We start from the raw sequence: 22,327 nt of genomic DNA on the forward strand, positions 1-22,327 counted from the left end.
AGTGAGTGAGTCCTGACAGGAGCACCTGGAGGAGGGATCAGCCTGGCCGCCTTGGACGCAATTCAAGGGGGAGCCGCTGGTCGTCGACCTGATGTCTCCGGCGTACCGACCTCTCACGTGAGATAGAGCGAGCCAATACGCACATCAAGCGCCCAGGCTACCGGGCCGGACGGGGACGGTCAAAATCCTCCCCGCCGGAACGGTCTCCGGGCCCCTGATCAGCGGTCCCGCTCGACCCGGCTGACGTCCCAGACCGGCTCCGGGGACTCGTAGACCCGGCCGTCCGCGCCGAAAACCAGGAAACGGTCGAAGGTCCGGGCGAACCACCGGTCGTGGGTGACGCACAACACAGTACCGTCGAAGGCTTCCAGCCCGGTCTGCAGCGCCTCGGCGCTCTCCAGGTCCAGGTTGTCCGTCGGCTCGTCGAGCAGCAGCGCGGTGACGCCGGACAGCTCCAGTTTGAGGATCATCAGCCGGGCCTGCTGCCCGCCGGAGAGCGACTCGAACTTCTGCTCCTCCTGGCGGTCCAGCTCGTACCGGCGCAGCACGCCCATCGCGGCGCCGCGGGCGAGCGCGTGCTCCTCCTCGACGATCGAGCGGACGGTGCGGCCGAACAGCTCCGGGTGCGCGTGGGTCTGCCGGAAGTGGCCGGGCACCACCCGGGCGCCGAGCTTCCAGGCCCCGGTGTGGGCCACCGTGCCGTCGCCCGCCAGCAGCCGCAGGAAGTGCGACTTGCCGGAGCCGTTGGACCCCAGCACCCCGACCCGCTCGCCGTAGAAGACCTCCAGGTCGAAGGGCTTCATCAGGCCGGTGAGCTCCAGCTGCTCCATGGTGAAGGCGCGCACTCCGGTGCGGCCGCCCTTGAGCCGCATGGTGATGCTCTGCTCGCGCGGCGGGGCCTCGGGCGGGCCGGCGTCCTCGAACTTCTTCAGCCTGGTCTGCGCGGCCGCGTAGCGGGAGGCCATGTCGTGGCTGATCGAGGCGGCCTGGCGCAGGTTGACGACGAGCTTCTTGAGCTTGGCGTGCTCCTCGTCCCAGCGGCGGCGCAGCTCCTCGAAGCGCTCGAAGCGGGCCTTGCGGGCCTCGTGGAAGGAGTCGAACCCCCCGCCGTGCACCCAGACGCTGGAGCCGGCCGCGCCGGACTCGACGCTGATGATCTTCTCGGCGGTGCGGGACAGCAGCTCACGGTCGTGGGAGATGAACAGCACGGTCTTCGGAGTGGCCCTGATGGCCTCCTCCAGCCAGCGCTTGCCCGGGACGTCCAGGTAGTTGTCCGGCTCGTCGAGCAGCAGGACCTCCTCGGGGCCGCGCAGCAGCGCCTCCAGGACGAGCCGCTTCTGCTCACCGCCGGAGAGCGTGTTCAGACCGCGCCACTGGACCTTGTCGAAGGGCATCCCGAGGGCCGCCGTGGTGCAGACGTCCCAGTCGGTCTCGTAGTCGTAGCCACCGACGTCGGCCCAGTCGGAGAGCGCCTGGGCGTAGGCCATCTGCGTCTTCTCGTCGTCCTGGGCGATCATCGCCAGCTCGGCGGCGTCGACCGCGCGGGCGGCCTTCGCGATCCGCCCGGGGGCGACGGAGACCAGCAGGTCGCGGACCGAGGCGTCGGCGGGCAGCGCGCCCGGGCCCTCCTCCTCGTCGCCCGCCTTCTTCTGCTCCTCGCGGCCGGTGGTGCCGACGAACTGGCGCATCACGCCGAGCCCGCCGCTGATCGTCACCGAGCCGCCGTGCGGCTGGAGGTCGCCCGCGATCATGCGCAGCAGCGTGGTCTTGCCCGCGCCGTTGGCGCCGACCAGCGCGACGGCCGCGCCCTCCCCCACCCGGAAGGACGCGTCGTCGAACAGCACCCGCCCGTCCGGCAGGTAGTACTCCAGGTGCGAAATCTCGACGTGTCCCATGGGGGAGATTGTCCCAACCCGCCGCCCCGGACCCAAATGGATTAGGGAAGCCCGGGGCCTGACGGGGCGGTGGGGGCGCCGGGGAGGGTGCGCATCCGGCGGGCGGCGCGGTTGCGCTCGGCGAGCAGCTCGTCGGCGGGGTAGCCGACCTCCTCCAAGGTCAGCCCGTACGGCCGGATCACGTTGACGGCGGAGTTGCGCACCCCGCCGGCCAGCACCTCGCCGGGGAACTCCACCGGCCGGTGGCCGTCACCGACCAGCAGCATCGCGCCGACCAGCGCCCGCACCATGTTGTGGCAGAAGGCGTCGGCCCGGACCGTGGCGACCGCGAGCGAGCCCTCCTGGGACGCGTAGGCGTCCACCGGCACCCGGTCCCAGCGCAGCTCCAGCAGGGTGCGGATGGTGGTCGCGCCCTCGCGCTTCTTGCAGTACGCCGCGAAGTCGTGCTCCCCCAGCAGCAGCCGGGCGGCGGCGTTCATCCGGTCCAGGTCGAGCGGCCGGTCGTGCCAGAGCACATGGCCGCGCAGCAGCGGGTCGACCCCGCCGGGGTGGTCGGCGACCCGGTAGGCGTAGCGGCGCCAGATCGCCGAGAAACGGGCGTCGAAGCCGGCCGGGGCCTCGGCCACCCGGTAGATCCGGACGTCACCGGGCAACCGCCCGGCCAGCCGGCGCATCAGCTTCTCCCGGTGCGCCTCCCACAGCTCGGCCGGCAGGTCGACGTGGGCGACCTGGCCCCGGGCGTGCACACCGGCGTCGGTGCGGCCGGCCACGGTGAGCGGGTGGAGCTCCTGGCTGCGGGTGACGATCTGCAGCGCGGTCTCGATCTCCTCCTGGACCGTCCGTCGGCCGCCCTTCTGCCGGGCCCAGCCGGAGAACTCGGCACCGTGGTAGGCGAGGTCCAGCCGGACCCGGACGAACCCGTCGGCCGGACCGTCCTTCACCGGCGGCCGCTCGGCGCAATCGTTGACCACTGCTCTCCACTCCCTGGACACGAGGCCGGACAAAGAGACCGGACAAAGAGGAACGGGCCCGCTCCCCCACGGATGGGGAAGCGGACCCGCAACACACCTGGTGGTGTCAGGCCTGCTCGGCGGCCTCGGCCTCGTCGGCCTTGGTCTCCTGGGCCTTGGCCTCGTCGGCCTCCTTGACGGCGCGCTTGGTGGCGGCCTCGGCCTCGCCGACGGCGTTCTGCGCGACGGTCAGCGCCTCGACCAGCTCGATCACGGCCATCGGGGCGTTGTCGCCACGACGGGGACCGATCTTGGTGATACGGGTGTAGCCACCCGGGCGGTTCTCGTAGCGCGGCGCGATCTCGGTGAAGAGGGTGTGCAGCACCGAGATGTCGGTGATGGTCTTGCGCACCAGGCGACGGTTGTGGATGTCGCCCTTCTTCGCCTTGGTGATCAGCTTCTCCGCCAGCGGGCGCATCCGACGGGCCTTGGCCTCGGTCGTGGTGATGCGGCCGTACTGGAACAGCTCACGGCACAGACCGGCGAGCAGCAGCGGCTCGTGGTGCGGGCCGCCGCCGAGGCGGGCACCCTTGGTGGGACGCGGCATGGAATTACTCCTCGAATCTCCGACTGCGGCCGTACCAGGTACCGCAGCGGGCGTACGGGCACTGTGCCCGCACGACTTTCACGACGACGGGGGCGGTTCCGGAGAACCGCCCCCGCGGTCAAGTCTCTCAGTACTGCTCGGTCTCCGCGTAACCCGCGTCGTCCAGGTCGTCGGCGCCGAAGGCGTCGGCGGCGGCGGTCGGGTCGAATCCGGGCGGGCTGTCCTTGAGGGCCAGGCCCATGCCGGCCAGCTTCGCCTTGACCTCGTCGATCGACTTCGCGCCGAAGTTGCGGATGTCGAGCAGGTCGGCCTCGGAGCGGGCGACGAGCTCACCCACGGTGTGGATGCCCTCGCGCTTGAGGCAGTTGTAGGAGCGGACCGTGAGCTCCAGCTCCTCGATCGGCAGCGCCAGGTCGGCGGCCAGGGCGGCGTCCGTCGGGGACGGGCCCATGTCGATGCCCTCGGCGTCGATGTTCAGCTCGCGGGCGAGGCCGAACAGCTCCACCAGGGTCTTGCCGGCCGAGGCCATGGCGTCGCGCGGACGCATGGCGGGCTTGGTCTCGACGTCGACGATCAGCTTGTCGAAGTCGGTCCGCTGCTCGACACGGGTCGCCTCGACCTTGTAGGTGACCTTCAGCACGGGGCTGTAGATCGAGTCGACCGGGATCCGGCCGATCTCCTGGCCGGACGCCTTGTTCTGGACGGCGGAGACGTAGCCGCGACCGCGCTCGACGGTCAGCTCCATCTCCAGCTTGCCCTTGCCGTTCAGGGTGGCGAGGACCAGCTCGGGGTTGTGCACCTCGACACCGGCCGGCGGGGCGATGTCGGCGGCGGTGACGACGCCCGGGCCCTGCTTGCGCAGGTACATCACGACCGGCTCGTCGTGCTCCGAGGAGACGACCAGCTGCTTGATGTTGAGGATGAGGTCGGTGACGTCCTCCTTGACACCCGGCACGGTGGTGAACTCGTGCAGGACGCCGTCGACGCGGATGCTGGTGACAGCGGCACCCGGGATCGAGGAGAGGAGCGTGCGGCGCAGGGAGTTGCCGAGGGTGTAACCGAAGCCCGGCTCCAGCGGCTCGATCACGAACCGCGAGCGGAACTCGTCGACGACCTCTTCGGTCAGCGAGGGACGCTGAGCGATCAGCATGTTCAGTCCTCCATTGATCTTCGGCACCCACTATTTGATGCCGAACAGAACCAGCGTACGGGGTCCCGTCCGAAACGGGACCCCGTACGAGGTTTGAAACAGGTACTGCGAGCCCGGAAGGGCCCCGCGTCAGACGCGGCGGCGCTTCGGCGGACGGCAGCCGTTGTGCGGGGTGGGGGTGACGTCCTGGATCGAGCCGACCTCCAGGCCGGTGGCCTGGAGCGAACGGATCGCGGTCTCGCGGCCGGAGCCCGGACCCTTCACGAAGACGTCGACCTTGCGCATGCCGTGCTCCTGCGCGCGGCGGGCAGCGGCCTCGGCGGCCATCTGCGCGGCGAACGGGGTGGACTTGCGCGAGCCCTTGAAGCCGACGTGACCGGCGGAGGCCCAGGAGATCACGTTGCCCGCGGGGTCGGTGATCGAAACGATGGTGTTGTTGAACGTGCTCTTGATGTGCGCGTGGCCGTGAGCGACGTTCTTCTTTTCCTTGCGGCGGATCTTCTTCGCGCCGGCAGCCTGACGACCCTTGGGGGGCATAAGTCTGTTCTCCTACTGAGGTGGTCGGTCCGCTGACCCGCGGGCCGGAGGGATGTCCGGTTACGGGACGGACTACTTCTTGCCCGGCTTCTTCTTACCGGCGATCGCGCGACGCGGGCCCTTGCGGGTACGCGCGTTGGTGTGGGTGCGCTGACCGCGGACCGGCAGGCCGCGACGGTGACGCAGGCCCTCGTAGCAGCCGATCTCGACCTTGCGGCGGATGTCGGCGGCCACCTCGCGGCGGAGGTCACCCTCGACCGTGAAGTTGGCGTCGATGTACTGGCCCAGCTTGACCAGGTCGTCCTCGGTGATGTCGCGAACGCGGACATCCGGGCTCACACCGGTCTCGGCGAGCGTCTGCTGGGCGCGGGTACGGCCGATGCCGTACACGTAGGTAAGGGCGATCTCGATCCGCTTCTCACGGGGGAGATCAACGCCGGCGAGGCGTGCCATTCAAGGCTCCTGCTGTTTCTTCAGAGGTCTGGCGTGCCACCTACTCCAACACCTCACGGTGAGGGAGCCCCGGCCTCTTACCGGGGGAGGCAGTCCGTCTGGGACGGATCGGATGGCCCGCTTATGACGTTTTTCGCGTCACGCGAAGTACTACGAGAAATGCTGGGGCGAGATCAGCCCTGGCGCTGCTTGTGGCGCAGGTTGTCGCAGATCACCATGACCCGGCCGTGACGGCGGATCACCTTGCACTTGTCGCAGATCTTCTTGACGCTCGGCTTGACCTTCATGGTTCAGGTTCTCCGGGTCTAGATCTGACGTTCTTACTTGTAGCGGTAGACGATCCGGCCACGCGTCAGGTCGTAGGGGCTGAGCTCCACCACGACCCGGTCGTCCGGCAGGATGCGGATGTAGTGCATGCGCATCTTGCCACTGATGTGCGCGAGGACCTTGTGACCGTTCTGCAGCTCGACCTTGAACATCGCGTTCGGAAGAGACTCGATCACGGTGCCCTCGATCTCAATGGCGCCTTGCTTCTTAGCCATGAACTGCGAGATCCACCTTCCGGGACCGGCTACCGTATGCGGCACGCTCGTGCGAACCTGGGTCCACCCCGACCCCGACGAGGGGGAAGAGGGCGTGCTGGAGCACGCTACGAGTGAGCCGACGGTCCATCCTACGCCAGCGCGAGGGATGCACCAAAACGGGGCCCCGGGTCAGCGGCCGGTCGTGGCGGCCGGAACGACCGGGACGACGAGCGGGTCGACGTGGGCGGTGCAGGCCGAGCAGCGGCGGGCGGCCTCGGGGATGTCGGTCAGACACTCCGGGCACGGACGCTTCGGGGTCTTCGGCTTCTTCGGCAGGTAGCGGGCGGTCGCCTTGGTCACCGGCAGGACCACGCAGAAGTAGAGCACCGCGGCGGTCATGAAGAACGCGATGAGCACGTTGAGGAACTGCCCGTACGGGAAGGTCACCCCGGCGATCGTGGCCTTGTACGAGCCGAAGTCGCCGGCGGCGCCGACCACCACACCCACCAGCGGGGTGAGGAAGGCGGACACGAAGCCGGTCACCACGCCGGTGAACGCGGCGCCGATGACCACACCGACCGCCATGTCGACGACGTTGCCGCGCATCATGAAGTCGCGGAATCCCTTGAACACTGCACTCTCCTCGCTCGAAGCCACTGCCAGCGCATAAAAATAGGACAAAAGCCCTGGAGGTCCAAACCTCCAGGGCTCAGCCCCTTCGCCGGGGCCGGCGAGCGACCCCGCGTACTACACGCCCAGCGGGTCCGGCGCGGCCGTGACACCCAGCGCGGCCAGCATCTCCTTGCCGCCGTCGAAGGCGGTGAGCACCAACGGGCCCTCCTCGGTGACCGCCACCGAATGCTCCCAGTGCGAGGCCCAGGTGCCGTCGTTGGTGACCACGGTCCAGTCGTCCTCCAGCACCGAGGTGTGCGGGGTGCCCAGCGAGACCATCGGCTCGATCGCCAGCACGGTGCCGGGGATCAGCTTCATGCCCTTGCCCCGGCCGCGCTCGACGTAGTTCAGCACGTGCGGCTCCATGTGCATCGCGGTGCCGATGCCGTGGCCGCCGTAACCCTCGGTGATGCCCCACTTGCCCTTGGGCGGCAGCGGCTGGCGGCGGATGAAGCCCTCGATCGCCTTGGAGACGTCGACCAGACGGTTGCCCTTGCGCATCTGGGCGATGCCCGCCCACATCGAACCCTCGGTGACCCGGCTCAGCATCTCCACCTCGGGGCTCACCTCGCCGACCGCGACCGAGATCGCCGCGTCGCCGTGCCAGCCGTCCAGGATCGCGCCGCAGTCGATCGAGATGAGGTCGCCCTGCTGGAGCACCCGGTCACCCGGGATGCCGTGCACGACCTCGTTGTTCACCGAGGCGCAGATCACGCCCGGGAACCAGAGGCCGCCGTGGTCCGCCCGGAAGTTCGAGGTCGCACCGTGGCCGGTGATGACCTTGTCCGCGATGTCGTTGAGCTCCTGGGTGGTGATTCCCGGGGCGACCGCCTCGCGGCACGCCTTGAGCGCCTCGGCGACGACCAGCCCGGCCGCTCGCATCTTCGCGATCTGGTCGGGGGTCTTGATCTCCACCATCTGGTCACGCCTTCCTTGGGTTCCCGCGCGGTCCTTGCCGGCGGCCGTGCACTCGTTCCACCGTACGACGCCGTACGGCCGCGCTGCCCATGGGCGGGCAGCGCGGCCGTACGTACGTCGCTGAAAAAACTCAGCTGTCCTGCTTCAGCGCCTCGATCGCGCGGGCGGTGACCTCGTCCACCTTGCCGAGCGCGGGGATCGTGGCGATCAGACCCTGCTGGCGGTAGTAGTCGATGATCGGCTCGGTCTCCGTGTGGTAGACCTCCAGCCGCGTCCGCACCGCTTCCTCGGTGTCGTCCGAGCGCTGGTACAGCTCGCCGCCGCACTCGTCGCAGACGCCCTCGGCCTTCGGCGGGTTGTAGACCGCGTGGAACACGTGGCCCCCGTCGTTGCGGCAGAGCCGGCGGCCGGCGATCCGGCGGACGACCTCGTCCTCGGGGACCTCCAGGTCCAGCACGCCGTCCAGCGCGATGCCCTGCTCGGCGAGGAACTCGTCCAGCGCCTTCGCCTGGCCCAGGTTGCGCGGGAAACCGTCCAGCAGGAAGCCGTTGGCGGCGTCCTCCTGGAGCATGCGGTCCTTGGCCATCCCGATGGTGACCTCGTCGGGCACCAGGCGGCCCGCGTCCATGTAGCTCTTGGCCTCGACACCCAGCGGGGTGCCCTGGCCGATGTTCGCGCGGAACAGGTCGCCGGTCGAGATGTGGGGGATGGACAGGGTCTTGGCGAGGAGGTGCGCCTGAGTACCCTTCCCGGCCCCGGGGGGTCCGACGAGGACAATACGCATCAGCGGAGGAACCCTTCGTAATTGCGCTGCTGGAGCTGGCTCTCGATCTGCTTCACAGTTTCGAGTCCGACGCCGACGACGATGAGAACGCTGGTGCCGCCGAACGGGAAGTTGGTCTGCTGTCCGAAGGCGACCAGGGCGATCATCGGGATCAACGCGATCAGGCCCAGGTAGAGCGAACCCGGCCACGTGATGCGGGTGAGCACGTAGTTCAGGTACTCGGCCGTCGGGCGGCCGGCCCGGATGCCCGGGATGAACCCACCATACTTCTTCATGTTGTCGGCAACTTCTTCGGGGTTGAAGGAGATGGCGACGTAGAAGAAGGCGAAGAACACGATCAGCAGGAAGTACGTGGCCATGTAGACCGGGTGGTCACCGCGGACGAAGTGCTTCGTGATCCAGACCGCCCAGCTCGACTGGCTGTTGGTCAGCTGGACCACCAGGGCCGGGATGTACAGCAGCGACGAGGCGAAGATGACCGGGATGACACCGGCCTGGTTCACCTTGAGCGGGATGTAGGTCGATGTCCCGCCGAAGGCCCGACGCCCGATCATCCGCTTCGCGTACTGGACCGGGATCCGACGCTGCGCCTGCTCGACGAAGATGACCAGCATCACGACGATGACGCCGATCGCGATGACCGAGAGGAACTCGACCCAGCCGCCGCCGATGGTGCCGGACTGCTTGATCGCCCACATCGAGGTGGGGAACTGGGCGGCGATCGAGGTGAAGATCAGCAGCGACATGCCGTTGCCGATGCCCCGGTCGGTGATGAGCTCACCGAGCCACATGATCACCGTGGTGCCGGCGGTCATGGTCAGGACCATCACCGCGATCCGGAAGACCCCGGTGTCCGGGACGATCTGGTTGGCGTAGACGCACCCGGAGAAGAGGGCGCCGCTGGACGCGGTCGCCACGATCCCGGTGCCCTGGAGCACCGCCAGCGCGATGGTCAGGTACCGGGTGTACTGGGTGATCTTCGCCTGACCGGCCTGCCCCTCCTTCTTCAGCGCCTCGAGTCGTGGGATCACGACCGTGAGGAGCTGGAGGATGATGCTCGCCGTGATGTACGGCATGATGCCGAGGGCGAAGATCGTCAACTGGAGCAGAGCGCCACCGGAGAACAGGTTCACCAGGCCGAAGAGCCCGTTGTTCTTGGTCTCCTTGATGCAGGCGTGAACCGCCTCGAAGTCGACCCCGGGTACGGGAACGTGCGAGCCCAGCCGGAACAGCACCATGATGCCCAGCGTGAACAGCAGCTTCTTGCGCAGGTCGGGCGTCTGGAACGCCCGCGCGAACGCACTGAGCACGGTGCCTCCTGCGCCTCCCGCACGTCGTCGGCGGGAGGGTCGGTCCTGGAATGGGGAGTTTGCGGTTCGGGCCCCGTACAGACGGCACAGGCGAGCCTGCGCGCAGCCTACAAGGGAACTCCACGGACTCTAACAGTGCACGGCCACTCGAAAGAAGCGCGTACGGCCTCTCCCCCACTCATGGGGTACGGGATGCCCGGTTTTGCCACACAAAAGAACGAGGACCCGATCACCGCAATCCGGACCGCCCCGGGACCGGGAAAGTCCGGAAAAGGCGTGAGCCCCGCGCTTCCCGGAACGGGAAACGCGGGGCTCACGAAGTCAGCGGGCTCAGACGAGCTCGGTGACGGTGCCGCCGGCGGCGACGATCTTCTCGGTGGCGCTACCGGAGACGGCGTCGACCGTCACCTGGAGGGCGACCGAGATCTCGCCGGTGCCGAGCACCTTGACGAGGGAGTTCTTGCGAACCGCGCCCTTGGCGACCAGGTCCTCGACAGTGACCTCGCCACCCTGCGGGTAGAGCTCGGCCAGCTTGTCGAGGTTGACAACCTGGAACGTGATCTTGAACGGGTTCTTGAAGCCCTTCAGCTTCGGCAGGCGCATGTGGAGCGGCATCTGGCCACCCTCGAAGCGCTGCGGAACCTGGTAGCGGGCCTTGGTGCCCTTGGTACCACGACCAGCGGTCTTACCCTTGGACGCCTCGCCACGACCCACACGGATCTTGTCGGTCTTGGCACCCGGGGCGGGACGCAGGTTGTGGATCTTGATCGGGTTCTCGCCCATGATCAGTCCACCTCCTCAACCGTCACGAGGTGACGAACGGTCTGGGCCATCCCGCGGATCTCGGGACGGTCCTCCTTCACCACGACGTCGTGCATGCGCTTCAGACCGAGCGAACGCAGGGTGTCACGGTGGTTCTGCTTGCTGCCGATGTACGACTTGGTCTGCGTGATCTTGAGGCGAGCCATCAGGCGCTCACCCCAGCAGCACGCGCCCGCAGCAGAGCGGCGGGGGCCACGTCCTCCAGCGGCAGACCACGACGGGCGGCGATCTCCTCGGGGCGCACGAGGCCCTTCAGAGCGGCCACGGTGGCGTGCACGATGTTGATCGCGTTGTCCGAGCCGAGCGACTTCGACAGGATGTCGTGGATGCCGGCGCACTCCAGGACGGCGCGCACCGGACCACCGGCGATAACACCGGTACCGGGGGCGGCGGGCTTCAGGAGCACGACGCCGGCGGCCTTCTCACCCTGGATCGGGTGCGGGATGGTGCCCTGGATACGGGGGACCTTGAAGAAGTTCTTCTTGGCCTCCTCAACACCCTTGGCGATGGCGGCCGGAACCTCCTTCGCCTTCCCGTAACCAACACCCACGGTGCCATCGCCATCGCCCACCACGACCAGCGCGGTGAAGGAGAAACGACGACCACCCTTGACAACCTTGGCGACACGGTTGATCGCGACGACGCGCTCGACGTAAGCGGTCTTCTCGACGGCGGGGGCGTTGCCCCGGTCGTCACGCTTACGGTCGCGCCGCTCGCCACCGGTGCCGCCGCCGGCGCCGCTACCGCGGCGCTGGGGTCCAGCCATTGGAATTACCTCTCTCGATTACGTCCGCCGACAGAGTCGACGAGCGGCTTAGAAGTCGAGCCCGGCCTCGCGAGCCGCGTCCGCCAGGGCGGCGATGCGGCCGGCGTACCGGTTGCCCGCGCGGTCGAAGACGACCGACTCGATGCCGGCGGCCTTGGCGCGCTCGGCGACCAGGCTCCCGACCTTCTTGGCCAGCTCGGTCTTGTCGCCCTCGGCGCCCTTGATGGACACGTCGAGGGTGGACGCCGACGCCAGGGTGTGACCCTTGGCGTCGTCGATGACCTGGGCGACCATGTGACGGTTCGAGCGCGTCACGACGAGGCGCGGACGCACCTCGCTGCCGACGACGCGCTTGCGAACGCGGATCGCGCGGCGCTTGCGAGCGGCGCTCTTGTAGGCGTTGCCCTTGCCGATCTTGACAGAGACACTCATCGCTTACTTACCACTCTTTCCGACCTTGCGGCGGATAACCTCGCCCGCGTACTTGACACCCTTGGCCTTGTACGGGTCGGGCTTGCGCAGCTTGCGGATCTTCGCGGCGACCTCGCCGACCTTCTGCTTGTCGATGCCGTCCACGTGGAACTTGGTGGCCGACTCGACGACGAAGGAGATGCCCTCGGGGGCCTCGACGAGGATCGGGTGGCTGTAGCCCAGCTGGAACTCCATGTCGGAGCCCTTCGCCAGCACTCGGTAGCCGACACCGCTGATCTCCAGCGACTTGCGGTAGCCCGCGGTCACACCGGTGATCATGTTCGCCACCAGCGTGCGGGTCAGGCCGTGCAGGGCCTTCGACTGACGCTCGTCGTTGGGGCGGGTGACAGCCAGAATGCCGTCCTCGCCCTTGCCGATCTCGATCGGCGCGGCGACGACGTGGGTGAGAGAGCCCTTCGGACCCTTCACCGAGACCGTCTGGCCATCGATGGTGACGTCCACGCCAGCGGGGACCTGGATGGGCAGCCGTCCAATGCGCGACATTGCTGTACCTCCGTTTCCCGAATTACCAGACGTAGGCGAGAACTTCTCCGCCTACGCCCTTCTTGGCGGCCTGCTTGTCGGTCAGGAGGCCGGAGGACGTGGAGATGATCGCCACGCCCAGGCCGCCGAGAACCTTCGGCAGGTTGGTGGACTTTGCGTAAACGCGCAGACCCGGCTTGCTGATGCGCTTGATGCCGGCAATGGAGCGCTCACGGTTGGGGCCGAACTTGAGCTCGATGGTCAGCTTCTTGCCGACCTCGCCCTCAACGGGCTCCTCAACCTTGTAGGAGGAGATGTACCCCTCCTGCTGCAGGATCTCGGCGACGTGCGCCTTGATCTTGCTGGCCGGCATCGCCACGGAGTCGTGGTACGCCGAGTTCGCGTTACGCAGACGCGTGAGCATGTCTGCGATGGGGTCGGTCATGGTCATGATGGCCTCAGGCCTCTCTCGCCGCGGTTTCTCCGCGCCAGGTCCCCCTGCCGGACTCTTCCGAGTTCGTCAGGGGCACAAGCGCAGGGGACCTGCGACGTCGTAAGACTGGGTGCGAGCCCTCTCGCAAGAGGGCCACGGACATCCATGGGGAAGCCGTGGCAGGGGGCCCGACCCCACTACCTTACGGGAATCCGTACGGCAGGCCCAAAACGGGCCGGTGTGGGATCGGGCACCTCTGCTTCGCTGGGTGCCCAGGGCACCTGGCTGTCCTCGGTGAAGAGGATTACCAGGAGCTCTTGGTCACGCCCGGCAGCTCGCCGCGGTGCGCCATCTCACGGAGGCAGACACGGCAGAGGCCGAACTTGCGGTACACCGAGTGCGGGCGACCGCAGCGCTGGCACCGGGTGTAGGCCCGGACGCCGAACTTCGGCTTCCGCTCGGCCTTCGCGATGAGGGACTTCTTCGCCATTGGCTCACGCCTCCTTGAACGGGAAGCCCAGAGCACGCAGGAGCGCCCGGCCCTCGTCGTCGGTCTGAGCGGTGGTCACGACGGTGATGTCCATACCGCGCTGACGGTCGACCTTGTCCTGGTCGATCTCGTGGAACATAACCTGCTCGGTCAGACCGAAGGTGTAGTTGCCACGGCCGTCGAACTGCTTCGGCGAGAGGCCGCGGAAGTCACGGATTCGCGGCAGGGCCAGCGAAACCAGACGGTCCAGGAACTCCCACATGCGGTCACCACGGAGGGTGACGTGGGTGCCGATCGGCTGGCCCTCACGCAGCTTGAACTGCGCGATGGACTTGCGAGCCTTGGTCACGGCCGGCTTCTGGCCGGTGATCGCGGTGAGGTCGCGGATCGCGCCCTCGATCAGCTTGCTGTCACGGGCGGCCTCGCCGACACCCATGTTGACGACGACCTTGACCAGGCCGGGCGTCAGCATGACGTTCTCGTACGAGAACTGCTCCTGCAGCTGACCCTTGATCTCGGAGTTGTAACGCTCCTTGAGACGGGGGGTCACCTTCTCAACAGTCGTCTCAGACATCAGATGTCCTCACCGGTTCGCTTGGCAACGCGGATCTTGTTGCCCTCGTCGTCGAAGCGGTAGCCAACGCGGGTGACGACCTTCTTGCCGTCCTTCTCCACGACCAGCTGGACGTTGGAGACGTGCACCGGGGCCTCGACGGTGACGATGCCACCCTGAGTGCCCGGGCCCGGCTTGGTGTGCTTCTTGACCCGGTTCACACCCTCGACGAGGACCTTGTTCTCGGCGGGGATGGCCTGGATGACCTTGCCCTGCTTGCCGCGGTCCTTGCCGGTGATGACCTGAACCAGGTCACCCTTCTTGATCTTCATGCTGTTCGCCATGAGTTAGAGCACCTCCGGCGCAAGCGAGATGATCTTCATGAACTTCTTGTCGCGCAGCTCGCGGCCCACCGGGCCGAAGATGCGGGTACCGCGGGGGTCGCCATCGGTGTTCTTGAGGACGACGGCGGCGTTCTCGTCGAACCGGATGTACGAACCGTCGGGACGACGGCGCGACTTCACGGTGCGGACGACGACGCACTTGACGACGTCACCCTTCTTGACCGAACCGCCGGGGATCGCGTCCTTGACGGTCGCGACGATGACGTCCCCGATACCGGCGTAGCGGCGACCGGAACCACCGAGAACGCGGATGCAAAGGATTTCCTTCGCGCCCGTGTTGTCGGCGACTCGCAGTCGCGACTCCTGCTGGATCACAGCTTTCTCCTGATCGTCAACGAGAGCTGACGGGCCGGCCGCTGCTCACACCAGCGCCCGCGAGGGACCTGGTGCACATACGGCCGTACCGCATCAACTTCGTTACTTGGCCTTCTCGAGGATCTCGACGACGCGCCAGCGCTTCGTCGCGGACAGCGGGCGGGTCTCCGCGAGGAGGACCCGGTCGCCGATGCCGCAGGCGTTCGCCTCGTCGTGCGCCTTCAGCTTGTTCGTACGGCGGATGACCTTGCCGTACAGAGCGTGCTTGACGCGGTCCTCGACGGCGACGACGACGGTCTTGTCCATCTTGTCGCTGACGACGAGACCCTCACGGGTCTTGCGGAAACCGCGCGTCTCGTTGGTGTTCTCAGTCATCAGGCGCTCTCCACCGTCTCGATGCCCAGCTCGCGCTCGCGCATCAGGGTGTAGATCCGCGCGATGTCCTTACGGACGAGCTTGAGCCGTCCGTGGTTGTCGAGCTGCCCGGTCGCCGCCTGGAAGCGGAGGTTGAACAGCTCCTCCTTGGCCTCACGGAGCTTGGCAACGAGACCCTCGTTGTCCAGCTCGCGAAGCTCAGCAGCCTTGGTGCCGGCCGACATCAGCTCTCACCTGCCTCGCGCCGGATGATCCGGCACTTCATCGGGAGCTTGTGAGCTGCGCGGGTCAGCGCCTCACGAGCCACCTTCTCGTTGGGGTACGACAGCTCGAACATGACCCGACCCGGGTGCACGTTCGCGATCCACCACTCGGGCGAACCCTTACCGGAACCCATGCGGGTCTCGGCCGGCTTCTTGGTGAGCGGACGGTCCGGGTAGATGTTGATCCAGACCTTGCCGCCACGCTTGATGTGACGGGTGACGGCGATACGAGCGGACTCGATCTGCCGGTTCGTCACGTAGGCCGGGGTGACGGCCTGGATGCCGTACTCGCCGAACGCGAGCTCGGTGCCACCCTTCGCAGCGCCGCGGCGCTTCGGGTGGTGCTGCTTACGGTGCTTGACCCGACGGGGGATCAGCATGACGGTCAGGCCTCCGTTCCGGTGTTCTCGGCAGCCGGAGCCTCGGCGACCGGGGCCGCGGGGGCCTCGGAAGCGGCGGGGCGACGGCCACGGCCACCGCGCTCGCCACCGCGGCGCTCGCCACCGCGGGCGGGACGACCACCCTCGGGACGGGCCGGGCGGTTGCCCGAGCGGGCAGCGGCGTTCTCAGCGCGGACCTCGGCGATGTTCTTGACGTCGCCCTTGTAGATCCAGACCTTCACGCCGATGCGGCCGAAGGTGGTCTTGGCCTCGAAGAAGCCGTAGTCGACGTTCGCACGAAGGGTGTGCAGCGGCACACGACCCTCGCGGTAGAACTCCGAACGGCTCATCTCGGCGCCGCCGAGACGACCGGAGCACTGGACCTTGATGCCCTTGGCGCCGGACTTCATGGTGCCCTGCATCGACTTGCGCATGGCACGGCGGAAGGAGACGCGGGAGGACAGCTGCTCCGCGACGCCCTGAGCCACGAGCTGGGCGTCCAGCTCGGGGTTCTTGACCTCGAGGATGTTCAGCTGGACCTGCTTGCCGGTCAGCTTCTCGAGGTCGCCGCGGATGCGGTCGGCCTCGGTGCCGCGGCGGCCGATGACGATGCCGGGGCGGGCGGTGTGGATGTCGACGCGGACGCGGTCGCGGGTGCGCTCGATCTCGACCTTGGAGATGCCGGCGCGCTCCATGCCCTTCGTCATCATGCGACGAATGGCAACGTCTTCCTTGACGTAGTCCTTGTACAGCTTGTCGGCGTACCAGCGGGACTTGAAGTCCGTGCTGATGCCGAGGCGGAACCCGTGCGGGTTAACCTTCTGGCCCATTACCGGGTCCCTTCCTTGCTGCTGACGACCACGGTGATGTGGCTGGTCCGCTTGCGGATCCGGTAGGCACGGCCCTGGGCGCGCGGACGGAACCGCTTCAGGGTCGGGCCCTCGTCAACGTACGCCTCGCTGATGACGAGGTCGTCGGCGTTGGGGTGGTTGTAGTTGTGCGCGGCGTTGGCAATGGCGCTGTCGAGCACCTTGCCGACCGGCACGGTGGCGGCCTGCGGAGCGAAACGCAGGACGGCCTGGGCCTCCGTGGCCGGAAGGCCACGGATGAGGTCCACCACGCGGCGGGCCTTCATGGGCGTGACGCGGATGTACCGCGCCTGGGCCCTGGCTTCCATGGTTGTCCCCTTAATGGAGTAAGTCATTGAGTCGGTCTGGCTGTGAAGCTCAGGCGACTAGCGACGCTTCGACTTGCGGTCGTCCTTGACGTGGCCGCGGAACGTGCGGGTCGGAGCGAACTCGCCCAGCTTGTGGCCGACCATCGACTCGGTGACGAACACCGGGACGTGCTTGCGACCATCGTGAACCGCGATCGTGTGGCCGAGCATGGCCGGGAAGATCACGGAGCGGCGGGACCAGGTCTTGATGACGTTCTGGGTACCCGCCTCGTTCTGAGCGTCCACCTTCTTGAGAAGGTGGCCGTCGATGAAGGGGCCCTTCTTGAGACTGCGCGGCATCTGACCTGCTCCTAGCGCTTCTTGTTGGTCTTGCGGCGGCGCACGATGAGAGCGTCCGACGCCTTCTTCGGGCGACGGGTACGACCCTCCTTCTGGCCCCACGGCGAGACCGGGTGGCGACCACCGGAGGTCTTACCCTCACCACCACCGTGCGGGTGGTCGATCGGGTTCATGGCCACACCACGCACGGTCGGGCGGACGCCCTTCCAGCGCATACGGCCGGCCTTGCCCCAGTTGATGTTCGACTGCTCGGCGTTGCCGACCTCGCCGACGGTCGCGCGGCAGCGCGCGTCCACCAGACGGATCTCGCCGGAGGGCATGCGCAGGTGCGCCATCTTGCCCTCACGCGCGAGCAGCTGGATGCCGGAGCCGGCGGAGCGGGCCAGCTTGGCACCGCCACCGGGACGCAGCTCCACCGCGTGAATGGTGGTACCGACCGGGATGTTGCGCAGCGGCAGGTTGTTGCCCGGCTTGATGTCGGCGCCAGCGCCGTTCTCGATCCGGTCGCCCTGCGTGATGCCGCGCGGCGCGATGATGTAGCGCTTCTCGCCGTCCGCGTAGTGCAGGAGCGCGATGCGCGCGGTGCGGTTCGGGTCGTACTCGATGTGAGCGACCTTGGCCGGCACGCCGTCCTTGTCGTGACGACGGAAGTCGATCACGCGGTAGGCGCGCTTGTGCCCGCCACCCTGGTGGCGAACGGTGATCCGACCGGCGTTGTTACGGCCGCCCTTGCTGTGCAGGGGGCGAACCAGCGACTTCTCCGGCGTGGACCGCGTGATTTCGACGAAGTCGGCCACGCTGGAGCCACGACGGCCCGGCGTAGTCGGCTTGTACTTGCGGATACCCATTTTCGTCCTCGTCTTGATCGACGATCACGGCCTCCGTCAGGAGGTCGGACCACCGAAGATGTCGATGCGGTTGCCCTCAGCCAGCGTCACGATGGCGCGCTTGGTGTCCTTGCGCTTGCCAAAACCCGTCTTGGAGCGCTTGCGCTTGCCCTGACGGTTGAGCGTGTTGACGGACTCGACCTTGACCGAGAAGACCGCCTCGACGGCCTGCTTGATCTGGGTCTTGTTGGCACCGGGCGACACGACGAACGTGTACTTGTTCTCGTCGAGGAGCGAGTAGCTCTTCTCCGAGATAACCGGCTTCACCAGGACATCACGGGGGTCCGTGAACGTCTTGCTCGTGATCTCCGCAGCCATCAGGCGGCGCTCCCTTCGAGCTCGCCCTCAGCAGCGACGGCCTTGGCGGACGCGGCGGGACCCGCCACGAAACGCTCGAAGGCAGCCTGGGTGAAGACCACATCGTCGGAGACGAGCACGTCGTAGGTGTTCAGCTGACCGGCGTCCAGGATGTGCACGTGCGGCAGGTTCCGGGCGCTCTTCAGACCCAGCTCGTCGGCACGCTCAACGACGAGGAGGATGTTCTTGCGCTCGGTGATCTTGCCGAACAGGCCCTTGGCGGCCTTGGTCGACGGCACCTCGGCCGCGATCACGTCGGTGACGACGTGGATGCGGTTGTGGCGGGCCCGGTCGGTGAGCGCACCGCGGAGGGCGGCGGCGATCATCTTCTTCGGGGTCCGCTGCGAGTAGTCGCGCGGCACGGGACCGTGCACAACGCCACCGCCGGCGAACTGCGGCGCACGGGTCGAGCCCTGACGGGCGCGGCCGGTGCCCTTCTGGCGGTACGGCTTCTTGCCGCCACCGCGGACCTCGCCACGCGTCTTGGTCTTGTGGGTGCCCTGACGGGCCGCAGCGAGCTGCGCCACGACGACCTGGTGCATCAGCGGAACGCTGACCTTCGCGTCGAAGATCTCGGCCGGCAGCTCCAGGCTGCCGGTCTTGTCGCCCGAGGGCGACAGGATGTCAATGGTGCTCATATCCTTCACAGCCCCTTCGCCGCGGTGCGGACGAGGACGAGGCCGCCGTTCGGGCCCGGGATCGCACCCTTGATGAGGAGCAGACCCTTCTCCGCGTCAACCGCGTGCACGGTCAGGTTCTGGGTGGTCACGCGCTCGTGGCCCATCCGGCCGGCCATCTTCATGCCCTTGAACACGCGGCCCGGGGTGGCGCAGCCACCGATGGAACCGGGCGAACGGTGCTTGCGCTGCACACCGTGACCAGCGCCGAGGCCACGGAAGTTGTGGCGCTTCATGACACCGGCGAAGCCCTTGCCCTTGGAGGTGCCGGTCACGTCGACCTTGACACCCGCCTCGAACAGCTCGGCGGTGATCTCCTGGCCCAGGGTGTACTCGGACGCGTCCGAGGTACGGAGCTCGACCAGGTGGCGGCGCGGGGTGACACCGGCCTTGGCGAAGTGACCCGCGAGGGGCTTGTTCACCTTGCGGGGGTCGATCTCGCCGAAGCCGATCTGGACGGCGTCGTAGCCGGCCGGGCTGTCGGCGGTGTGGACCTGGGTCACGACATTGGGCCCAGCCTTGACGACGGTCACCGGAACGACCCGGTTGTTCTCGTCCCAGACCTGGGTCATGCCGAGCTTCTCGCCCAGGATGCCCTTAATCTGCTTAGCCATCTTCGGTGCGCCTCTCAGAGCTTGATCTCGATGTCGACGCCAGCCGGCAGGTCGAGACGCATGAGCGAGTCAACCGTCTTCGGCGTGGGGTCGAGGATGTCGATCAGACGCTTGTGAGTGCGCATCTCGAAGTGCTCGCGCGAGTCCTTGTACTTGTGCGGCGAGCGGATGACGCAGTACACGTTCTTCTCAGTGGGCAGCGGCACCGGGCCCGCGACCTGCGCACCAGTACGGATCACCGTCTCGACGATCTTCTTCGCCGAGGAGTCGATGACCTCGTGGTCGTAGGCCTTGAGCCGGATGCGGATCTTCTGTCCCGCCATGGCTACCTTGTAGTCCTTCTGTCAAGTCGCCGCACGACTACTCTCCGACCCCCGCGCTCGGGCGTGTCGCCCTCGCGCTTGCAAAAAACCGGCGAATGACTCGTCGGTTCCAAACTTTTCGGGGTGGGGGAGAGCCGGGCTGATACCCCGCACACGCTTCCCGGAAGATTCCCGTACTTTCGCCCCGCAGCTGCCGTGGCGTAATACACACGCTTGACGGCCATCACGGGAACGACGAGTAGATGGGACTCGCTTCCGGTCCTCCCGGCGGGAGGCGCGCAGCATCGGCACTCAACCGAGCAACTTGGACATACTGCCACAGCCGGGAGCCGGAAAGCCAATCGGGGCCGGTGAGGAAGCCCTCACCGGCCCCGACCGGGGCGACTCACCGAACGGTCAGCCCTTGCGCCAGAGCGCCCATTCCTTGTTCTCGTCGTAGTCCGCCAGGTGCCATCCGGCCGGAGGGGACGGCCAGCTCGCGGTGGGCTCGACGTCCTTGAACAGACGGAGCAGCACCGCGTTCGCCGTGTCCTGCGGGGTGTTGCCGGCCTTGACGTTGTTGGTCCACACCCGGCCCTCGTAGATCTCGAACGGGAGCGACATCCGGATGCTCCAGTCGAGGTCCCAGTCCATGATGACGTTGTCGCTCTTCTTCAGACCGGCGTCCTTGACGATCCCGACCGCTTCCCACTTGCGGTACTTGTAGTGCGGCTGGGCGATCTGGTCGGTGATGGTGAGCGTCGCGAACATCCCGAAGAGCGCGACGCAGAGCGTCACGGCCCAGACCACCCGCCGCCCGCCGGCGACGCGCAGCAGGAGGCAGGCTCCGAGCACCAGGAGCGCGGCCAGCGTGGTCCGGCCCATGTGCAGGCCGTCCCACTGCGAGGCGAGGAACTGCGCGTCCGGGACGCCCCACGGGATCACGTAGCGCTTGAGGTCGCTCCCGGCATAACCGAGGACCACCTGGCCCAGCGCGAGCGTCAGCACCGCGGCCCCCGCCGCCAGCCGGGCCAGCCGGCCCGCCGCGAAGCGGTACAGCGCGACGAAGCCGACCGTGAGGAAGATCGGGATCAGCGGCGCGACGTACCTGGCGTACACCCAGTTGTCGACCCGGTTGTCCGAGGCCGGGAGTCCGGCCGCCGAAGCCAGCGCGATCCCGCACAGCAGCGCCACCATGCAGAACCCGACCACCCGGTCCGCGAGGTCGAACCGCCGGCTGAACACGGCGACCACGCAGAGCACGAAGGCGACCGCGCCGAAGCCCCAGGAGGAGGTCATGAAGTACCACAACTGGCCGGAGAACCGGGTGAGCGTGGTGCCGATCAGGTCGCTGTTGGTCAGGTTGTCGATCACCTGGGTCCCGACCGTGCTCGGCGCCTCCTTGAACTTGCCCTCGACGTAGATCGCCAGGACCTTGGAGAAACCGACACCCACGGCGAGCCCGCCCAGGCCGGCGAGCGAGGCCAGGCGCTGTACCCAGCCGAAGGCCAGCACGGCCAGCATCACCGTGGCGGTGACCGCCACGACCACACCGCCCCGGTCGTGGGTGGCCATGGCGTACCCCGCCGCCAGACCGGTGCCGGCCGCGTACACGGCCCGGCGCCGCAGCGTGCCCGGCGAGAGCCAGCCGTGCATGGACAGCAGCCAGCAGAGCAGGATCACCGGGAAGACGGTGTCCGACATCGCGAACTGGGAGTAGAAGATCACCGGCGGCACCAGGGCGACCGCGGTGCCCACCCCGAACGAGAGTCCGCGGGTCAGGCCCAGACGCCGGGCGGCCAGGAAGACCAGTGGGAACACCAGCGCGTTGAGCAGCGCGTTGATCCCCATGATCAGGTGGTACGCGGTGGCGGCGTTGTTCGCGATCAGCAGCGCCGGGGTGAGCAGCAGCGGATAACCGCCCGGAATCACCACGCCGACGGGCATCTCGGTGGTCGGGTGCCCCGCGAGCACGCGCGCGATGACGAGGTACGAGTCCTCGTCCGCGTGGACCGACGGGTAGTAGTTCTGGGCCGACAGCGAAAGCCGGAACGCCACCTGCGCGGCGTACCCCGCCAGCAGCGCGACGGGCCAGAACCAGCGCTGTGCCATGAGCGCCCGCAGCCGCTCCACGGCCGGGTGCGCCGCCCGGTCGGCCGGAGCGGGGGACGCCGGACTTCGCCGCGTGGCCGTCTCGCCCTCTGCGGCGACGGCTGTGGTCTGATCCACGGGTGTCTCTCCTAGGTGTTCTCACCGGGAGACGGCACCGCCAGGCATCTCGGCCAGCGGGCGCACCCGGTCCGAAACGGCTGGCGAAAAGCGGGTCTCCGCTGCGTTCTCCGAAGCCAAGGTACCGGGTGCGGATCGCGGGCCGCTCGGCCGGAGGCGGATACCCCCGGCCCGGGAGGACGGGACCGGC

The 22,327-nt window shown here is 67.7% G+C and carries 34 protein-coding genes; all 34 read right to left on the minus strand.

From position 1 onward, the window contains the following. Positions 1-218: 218 nt before the first annotated feature. The 34 genes from ACIQ9P_RS15585 to ACIQ9P_RS15750 all read right to left on the minus strand — a co-directional run bounded on the left by ACIQ9P_RS15585 (position 219) and on the right by ACIQ9P_RS15750 (position 22,137). Positions 219-1,895: an ABC-F family ATP-binding cassette domain-containing protein gene (locus tag ACIQ9P_RS15585; protein ID WP_402355260.1), complete on the minus strand. Its 1,677-nt coding sequence runs from the start codon at positions 1,893-1,895 to the stop codon at positions 219-221. Between the two features lie 41 nt (positions 1,896-1,936). Next, positions 1,937-2,866 carry a tRNA pseudouridine(38-40) synthase TruA gene (gene truA / locus ACIQ9P_RS15590; protein ID WP_402355262.1) on the minus strand — a complete coding sequence of 310 codons (930 nt, stop codon included), beginning with the start codon at positions 2,864-2,866 and terminating at the stop codon, positions 1,937-1,939. 106 nt (positions 2,867-2,972) lie between these two features. Beyond that, positions 2,973-3,452, minus strand: coding sequence for a 50S ribosomal protein L17 (rplQ, locus tag ACIQ9P_RS15595; RefSeq protein ID WP_402355264.1), 480 nt, complete (start codon positions 3,450-3,452; stop codon positions 2,973-2,975). Between the two features lie 127 nt (positions 3,453-3,579). Then, positions 3,580-4,602, minus strand: coding sequence for a DNA-directed RNA polymerase subunit alpha (locus ACIQ9P_RS15600; RefSeq protein ID WP_030232516.1), 1,023 nt, complete (start codon positions 4,600-4,602; stop codon positions 3,580-3,582). 129 nt (positions 4,603-4,731) lie between these two features. Beyond that, complete coding sequence (rpsK, locus tag ACIQ9P_RS15605; protein WP_030232513.1) at positions 4,732-5,139, minus strand: 30S ribosomal protein S11; 408 nt, start codon at positions 5,137-5,139, stop codon at positions 4,732-4,734. Positions 5,140-5,211: 72 nt separating this feature from the next. After that, positions 5,212-5,592 carry a 30S ribosomal protein S13 gene (rpsM, locus tag ACIQ9P_RS15610; RefSeq protein WP_266269900.1) on the minus strand — a complete coding sequence of 127 codons (381 nt, stop codon included), beginning with the start codon at positions 5,590-5,592 and terminating at the stop codon, positions 5,212-5,214. A gap of 173 nt (positions 5,593-5,765) precedes the next feature. Next, positions 5,766-5,879: a 50S ribosomal protein L36 gene (gene rpmJ, locus ACIQ9P_RS15615; RefSeq protein WP_003956441.1), complete on the minus strand. Its 114-nt coding sequence runs from the start codon at positions 5,877-5,879 to the stop codon at positions 5,766-5,768. A gap of 33 nt (positions 5,880-5,912) precedes the next feature. Beyond that, positions 5,913-6,134: a translation initiation factor IF-1 gene (infA, locus tag ACIQ9P_RS15620; protein WP_003956442.1), complete on the minus strand. Its 222-nt coding sequence runs from the start codon at positions 6,132-6,134 to the stop codon at positions 5,913-5,915. 171 nt (positions 6,135-6,305) lie between these two features. Then, positions 6,306-6,749, minus strand: a complete 444-nt coding sequence (mscL, locus tag ACIQ9P_RS15625) for a large conductance mechanosensitive channel protein MscL (protein WP_402355267.1) — start codon at positions 6,747-6,749, stop codon at positions 6,306-6,308. Positions 6,750-6,863: 114 nt separating this feature from the next. Further along, on the minus strand, positions 6,864-7,706 hold the full coding sequence (gene map, locus ACIQ9P_RS15630) for a type I methionyl aminopeptidase (RefSeq protein ID WP_402355269.1): 843 nt from the start codon (positions 7,704-7,706) through the stop codon (positions 6,864-6,866). A 130-nt stretch (positions 7,707-7,836) separates the two neighbouring features. After that, a complete protein-coding gene (locus ACIQ9P_RS15635) occupies positions 7,837-8,490 on the minus strand; it encodes an adenylate kinase (protein WP_402355271.1) in 654 nt (217 codons plus the stop codon). Next, positions 8,490-9,800, minus strand: coding sequence for a preprotein translocase subunit SecY (gene secY / locus ACIQ9P_RS15640; RefSeq protein ID WP_093861721.1), 1,311 nt, complete (start codon positions 9,798-9,800; stop codon positions 8,490-8,492). The genes ACIQ9P_RS15635 and secY overlap by 1 nt, the downstream gene beginning before the upstream one ends. Before the next feature lie 330 nt (positions 9,801-10,130). Further along, positions 10,131-10,583, minus strand: a complete 453-nt coding sequence (gene rplO, locus ACIQ9P_RS15645; RefSeq protein WP_093861720.1) for a 50S ribosomal protein L15 — start codon at positions 10,581-10,583, stop codon at positions 10,131-10,133. A gap of 2 nt (positions 10,584-10,585) precedes the next feature. Beyond that, on the minus strand, positions 10,586-10,768 hold the full coding sequence (gene rpmD / locus ACIQ9P_RS15650; protein WP_030251557.1) for a 50S ribosomal protein L30: 183 nt from the start codon (positions 10,766-10,768) through the stop codon (positions 10,586-10,588). After that, positions 10,768-11,388: a 30S ribosomal protein S5 gene (gene rpsE / locus ACIQ9P_RS15655; protein WP_030393306.1), complete on the minus strand. Its 621-nt coding sequence runs from the start codon at positions 11,386-11,388 to the stop codon at positions 10,768-10,770. The genes rpmD and rpsE overlap by 1 nt, the downstream gene beginning before the upstream one ends. Before the next feature lie 48 nt (positions 11,389-11,436). Further along, positions 11,437-11,820 carry a 50S ribosomal protein L18 gene (gene rplR / locus ACIQ9P_RS15660; protein WP_327677862.1) on the minus strand — a complete coding sequence of 128 codons (384 nt, stop codon included), beginning with the start codon at positions 11,818-11,820 and terminating at the stop codon, positions 11,437-11,439. Positions 11,821-11,823: 3 nt separating this feature from the next. Next, on the minus strand, positions 11,824-12,363 hold the full coding sequence (gene rplF / locus ACIQ9P_RS15665) for a 50S ribosomal protein L6 (protein WP_030393304.1): 540 nt from the start codon (positions 12,361-12,363) through the stop codon (positions 11,824-11,826). Positions 12,364-12,385: 22 nt separating this feature from the next. Beyond that, complete coding sequence (rpsH, locus tag ACIQ9P_RS15670; protein WP_030055831.1) at positions 12,386-12,793, minus strand: 30S ribosomal protein S8; 408 nt, start codon at positions 12,791-12,793, stop codon at positions 12,386-12,388. Positions 12,794-13,079: 286 nt separating this feature from the next. Next, a complete protein-coding gene (locus tag ACIQ9P_RS15675) occupies positions 13,080-13,265 on the minus strand; it encodes a type Z 30S ribosomal protein S14 (protein ID WP_030393303.1) in 186 nt (61 codons plus the stop codon). Between the two features lie 4 nt (positions 13,266-13,269). Beyond that, entirely contained in the window at positions 13,270-13,839 is a 570-nt protein-coding gene (gene rplE, locus ACIQ9P_RS15680; protein ID WP_030393302.1) for a 50S ribosomal protein L5, read from the minus strand. Beyond that, positions 13,839-14,150, minus strand: coding sequence for a 50S ribosomal protein L24 (gene rplX / locus ACIQ9P_RS15685; protein ID WP_371503333.1), 312 nt, complete (start codon positions 14,148-14,150; stop codon positions 13,839-13,841). The genes rplE and rplX overlap by 1 nt, the downstream gene beginning before the upstream one ends. A gap of 15 nt (positions 14,151-14,165) precedes the next feature. Next, the gene (rplN, locus tag ACIQ9P_RS15690) at positions 14,166-14,537 is read right to left on the minus strand and encodes a 50S ribosomal protein L14 (protein WP_030393301.1); all 372 of its coding nucleotides are present in this window, start codon (positions 14,535-14,537) and stop codon (positions 14,166-14,168) included. Between the two features lie 102 nt (positions 14,538-14,639). Then, the gene (rpsQ, locus tag ACIQ9P_RS15695; protein WP_030055826.1) at positions 14,640-14,912 is read right to left on the minus strand and encodes a 30S ribosomal protein S17; all 273 of its coding nucleotides are present in this window, start codon (positions 14,910-14,912) and stop codon (positions 14,640-14,642) included. Further along, positions 14,912-15,136: a 50S ribosomal protein L29 gene (gene rpmC / locus ACIQ9P_RS15700; RefSeq protein ID WP_030393300.1), complete on the minus strand. Its 225-nt coding sequence runs from the start codon at positions 15,134-15,136 to the stop codon at positions 14,912-14,914. Before rpmC ends, rpsQ begins: the two co-directional genes overlap by 1 nt. After that, positions 15,136-15,555 carry a 50S ribosomal protein L16 gene (gene rplP, locus ACIQ9P_RS15705; protein ID WP_030055824.1) on the minus strand — a complete coding sequence of 140 codons (420 nt, stop codon included), beginning with the start codon at positions 15,553-15,555 and terminating at the stop codon, positions 15,136-15,138. Before rplP ends, rpmC begins: the two co-directional genes overlap by 1 nt. Positions 15,556-15,560: 5 nt before the next feature. Next, positions 15,561-16,385, minus strand: a complete 825-nt coding sequence (rpsC, locus tag ACIQ9P_RS15710; protein WP_030393298.1) for a 30S ribosomal protein S3 — start codon at positions 16,383-16,385, stop codon at positions 15,561-15,563. Further along, complete coding sequence (gene rplV / locus ACIQ9P_RS15715) at positions 16,385-16,732, minus strand: 50S ribosomal protein L22 (protein WP_402355278.1); 348 nt, start codon at positions 16,730-16,732, stop codon at positions 16,385-16,387. The genes rpsC and rplV overlap by 1 nt, the downstream gene beginning before the upstream one ends. Before the next feature lie 57 nt (positions 16,733-16,789). Beyond that, positions 16,790-17,071: a 30S ribosomal protein S19 gene (gene rpsS / locus ACIQ9P_RS15720; RefSeq protein WP_030055821.1), complete on the minus strand. Its 282-nt coding sequence runs from the start codon at positions 17,069-17,071 to the stop codon at positions 16,790-16,792. An 11-nt stretch (positions 17,072-17,082) separates the two neighbouring features. Further along, positions 17,083-17,919 carry a 50S ribosomal protein L2 gene (gene rplB, locus ACIQ9P_RS15725; protein WP_030393297.1) on the minus strand — a complete coding sequence of 279 codons (837 nt, stop codon included), beginning with the start codon at positions 17,917-17,919 and terminating at the stop codon, positions 17,083-17,085. A gap of 36 nt (positions 17,920-17,955) precedes the next feature. Continuing rightward, complete coding sequence (gene rplW, locus ACIQ9P_RS15730) at positions 17,956-18,276, minus strand: 50S ribosomal protein L23 (RefSeq protein ID WP_030393296.1); 321 nt, start codon at positions 18,274-18,276, stop codon at positions 17,956-17,958. Then, positions 18,276-18,953, minus strand: coding sequence for a 50S ribosomal protein L4 (gene rplD, locus ACIQ9P_RS15735; protein ID WP_045937810.1), 678 nt, complete (start codon positions 18,951-18,953; stop codon positions 18,276-18,278). Before rplD ends, rplW begins: the two co-directional genes overlap by 1 nt. 5 nt (positions 18,954-18,958) lie before the next feature. Continuing rightward, positions 18,959-19,606: a 50S ribosomal protein L3 gene (gene rplC, locus ACIQ9P_RS15740; RefSeq protein WP_402355281.1), complete on the minus strand. Its 648-nt coding sequence runs from the start codon at positions 19,604-19,606 to the stop codon at positions 18,959-18,961. Between the two features lie 14 nt (positions 19,607-19,620). Continuing rightward, the gene (gene rpsJ, locus ACIQ9P_RS15745; protein WP_012785157.1) at positions 19,621-19,929 is read right to left on the minus strand and encodes a 30S ribosomal protein S10; all 309 of its coding nucleotides are present in this window, start codon (positions 19,927-19,929) and stop codon (positions 19,621-19,623) included. 396 nt (positions 19,930-20,325) lie between these two features. Beyond that, the gene (locus tag ACIQ9P_RS15750; RefSeq protein WP_402355283.1) at positions 20,326-22,137 is read right to left on the minus strand and encodes a hypothetical protein; all 1,812 of its coding nucleotides are present in this window, start codon (positions 22,135-22,137) and stop codon (positions 20,326-20,328) included. Between the last annotated feature and the right edge of the window lie 190 nt (positions 22,138-22,327).

Origin of the sequence: Kitasatospora sp. NPDC094019 (genome assembly GCF_044764505.1) — a bacterium.
Taxonomy (GTDB): domain Bacteria; phylum Actinomycetota; class Actinomycetes; order Streptomycetales; family Streptomycetaceae; genus Kitasatospora.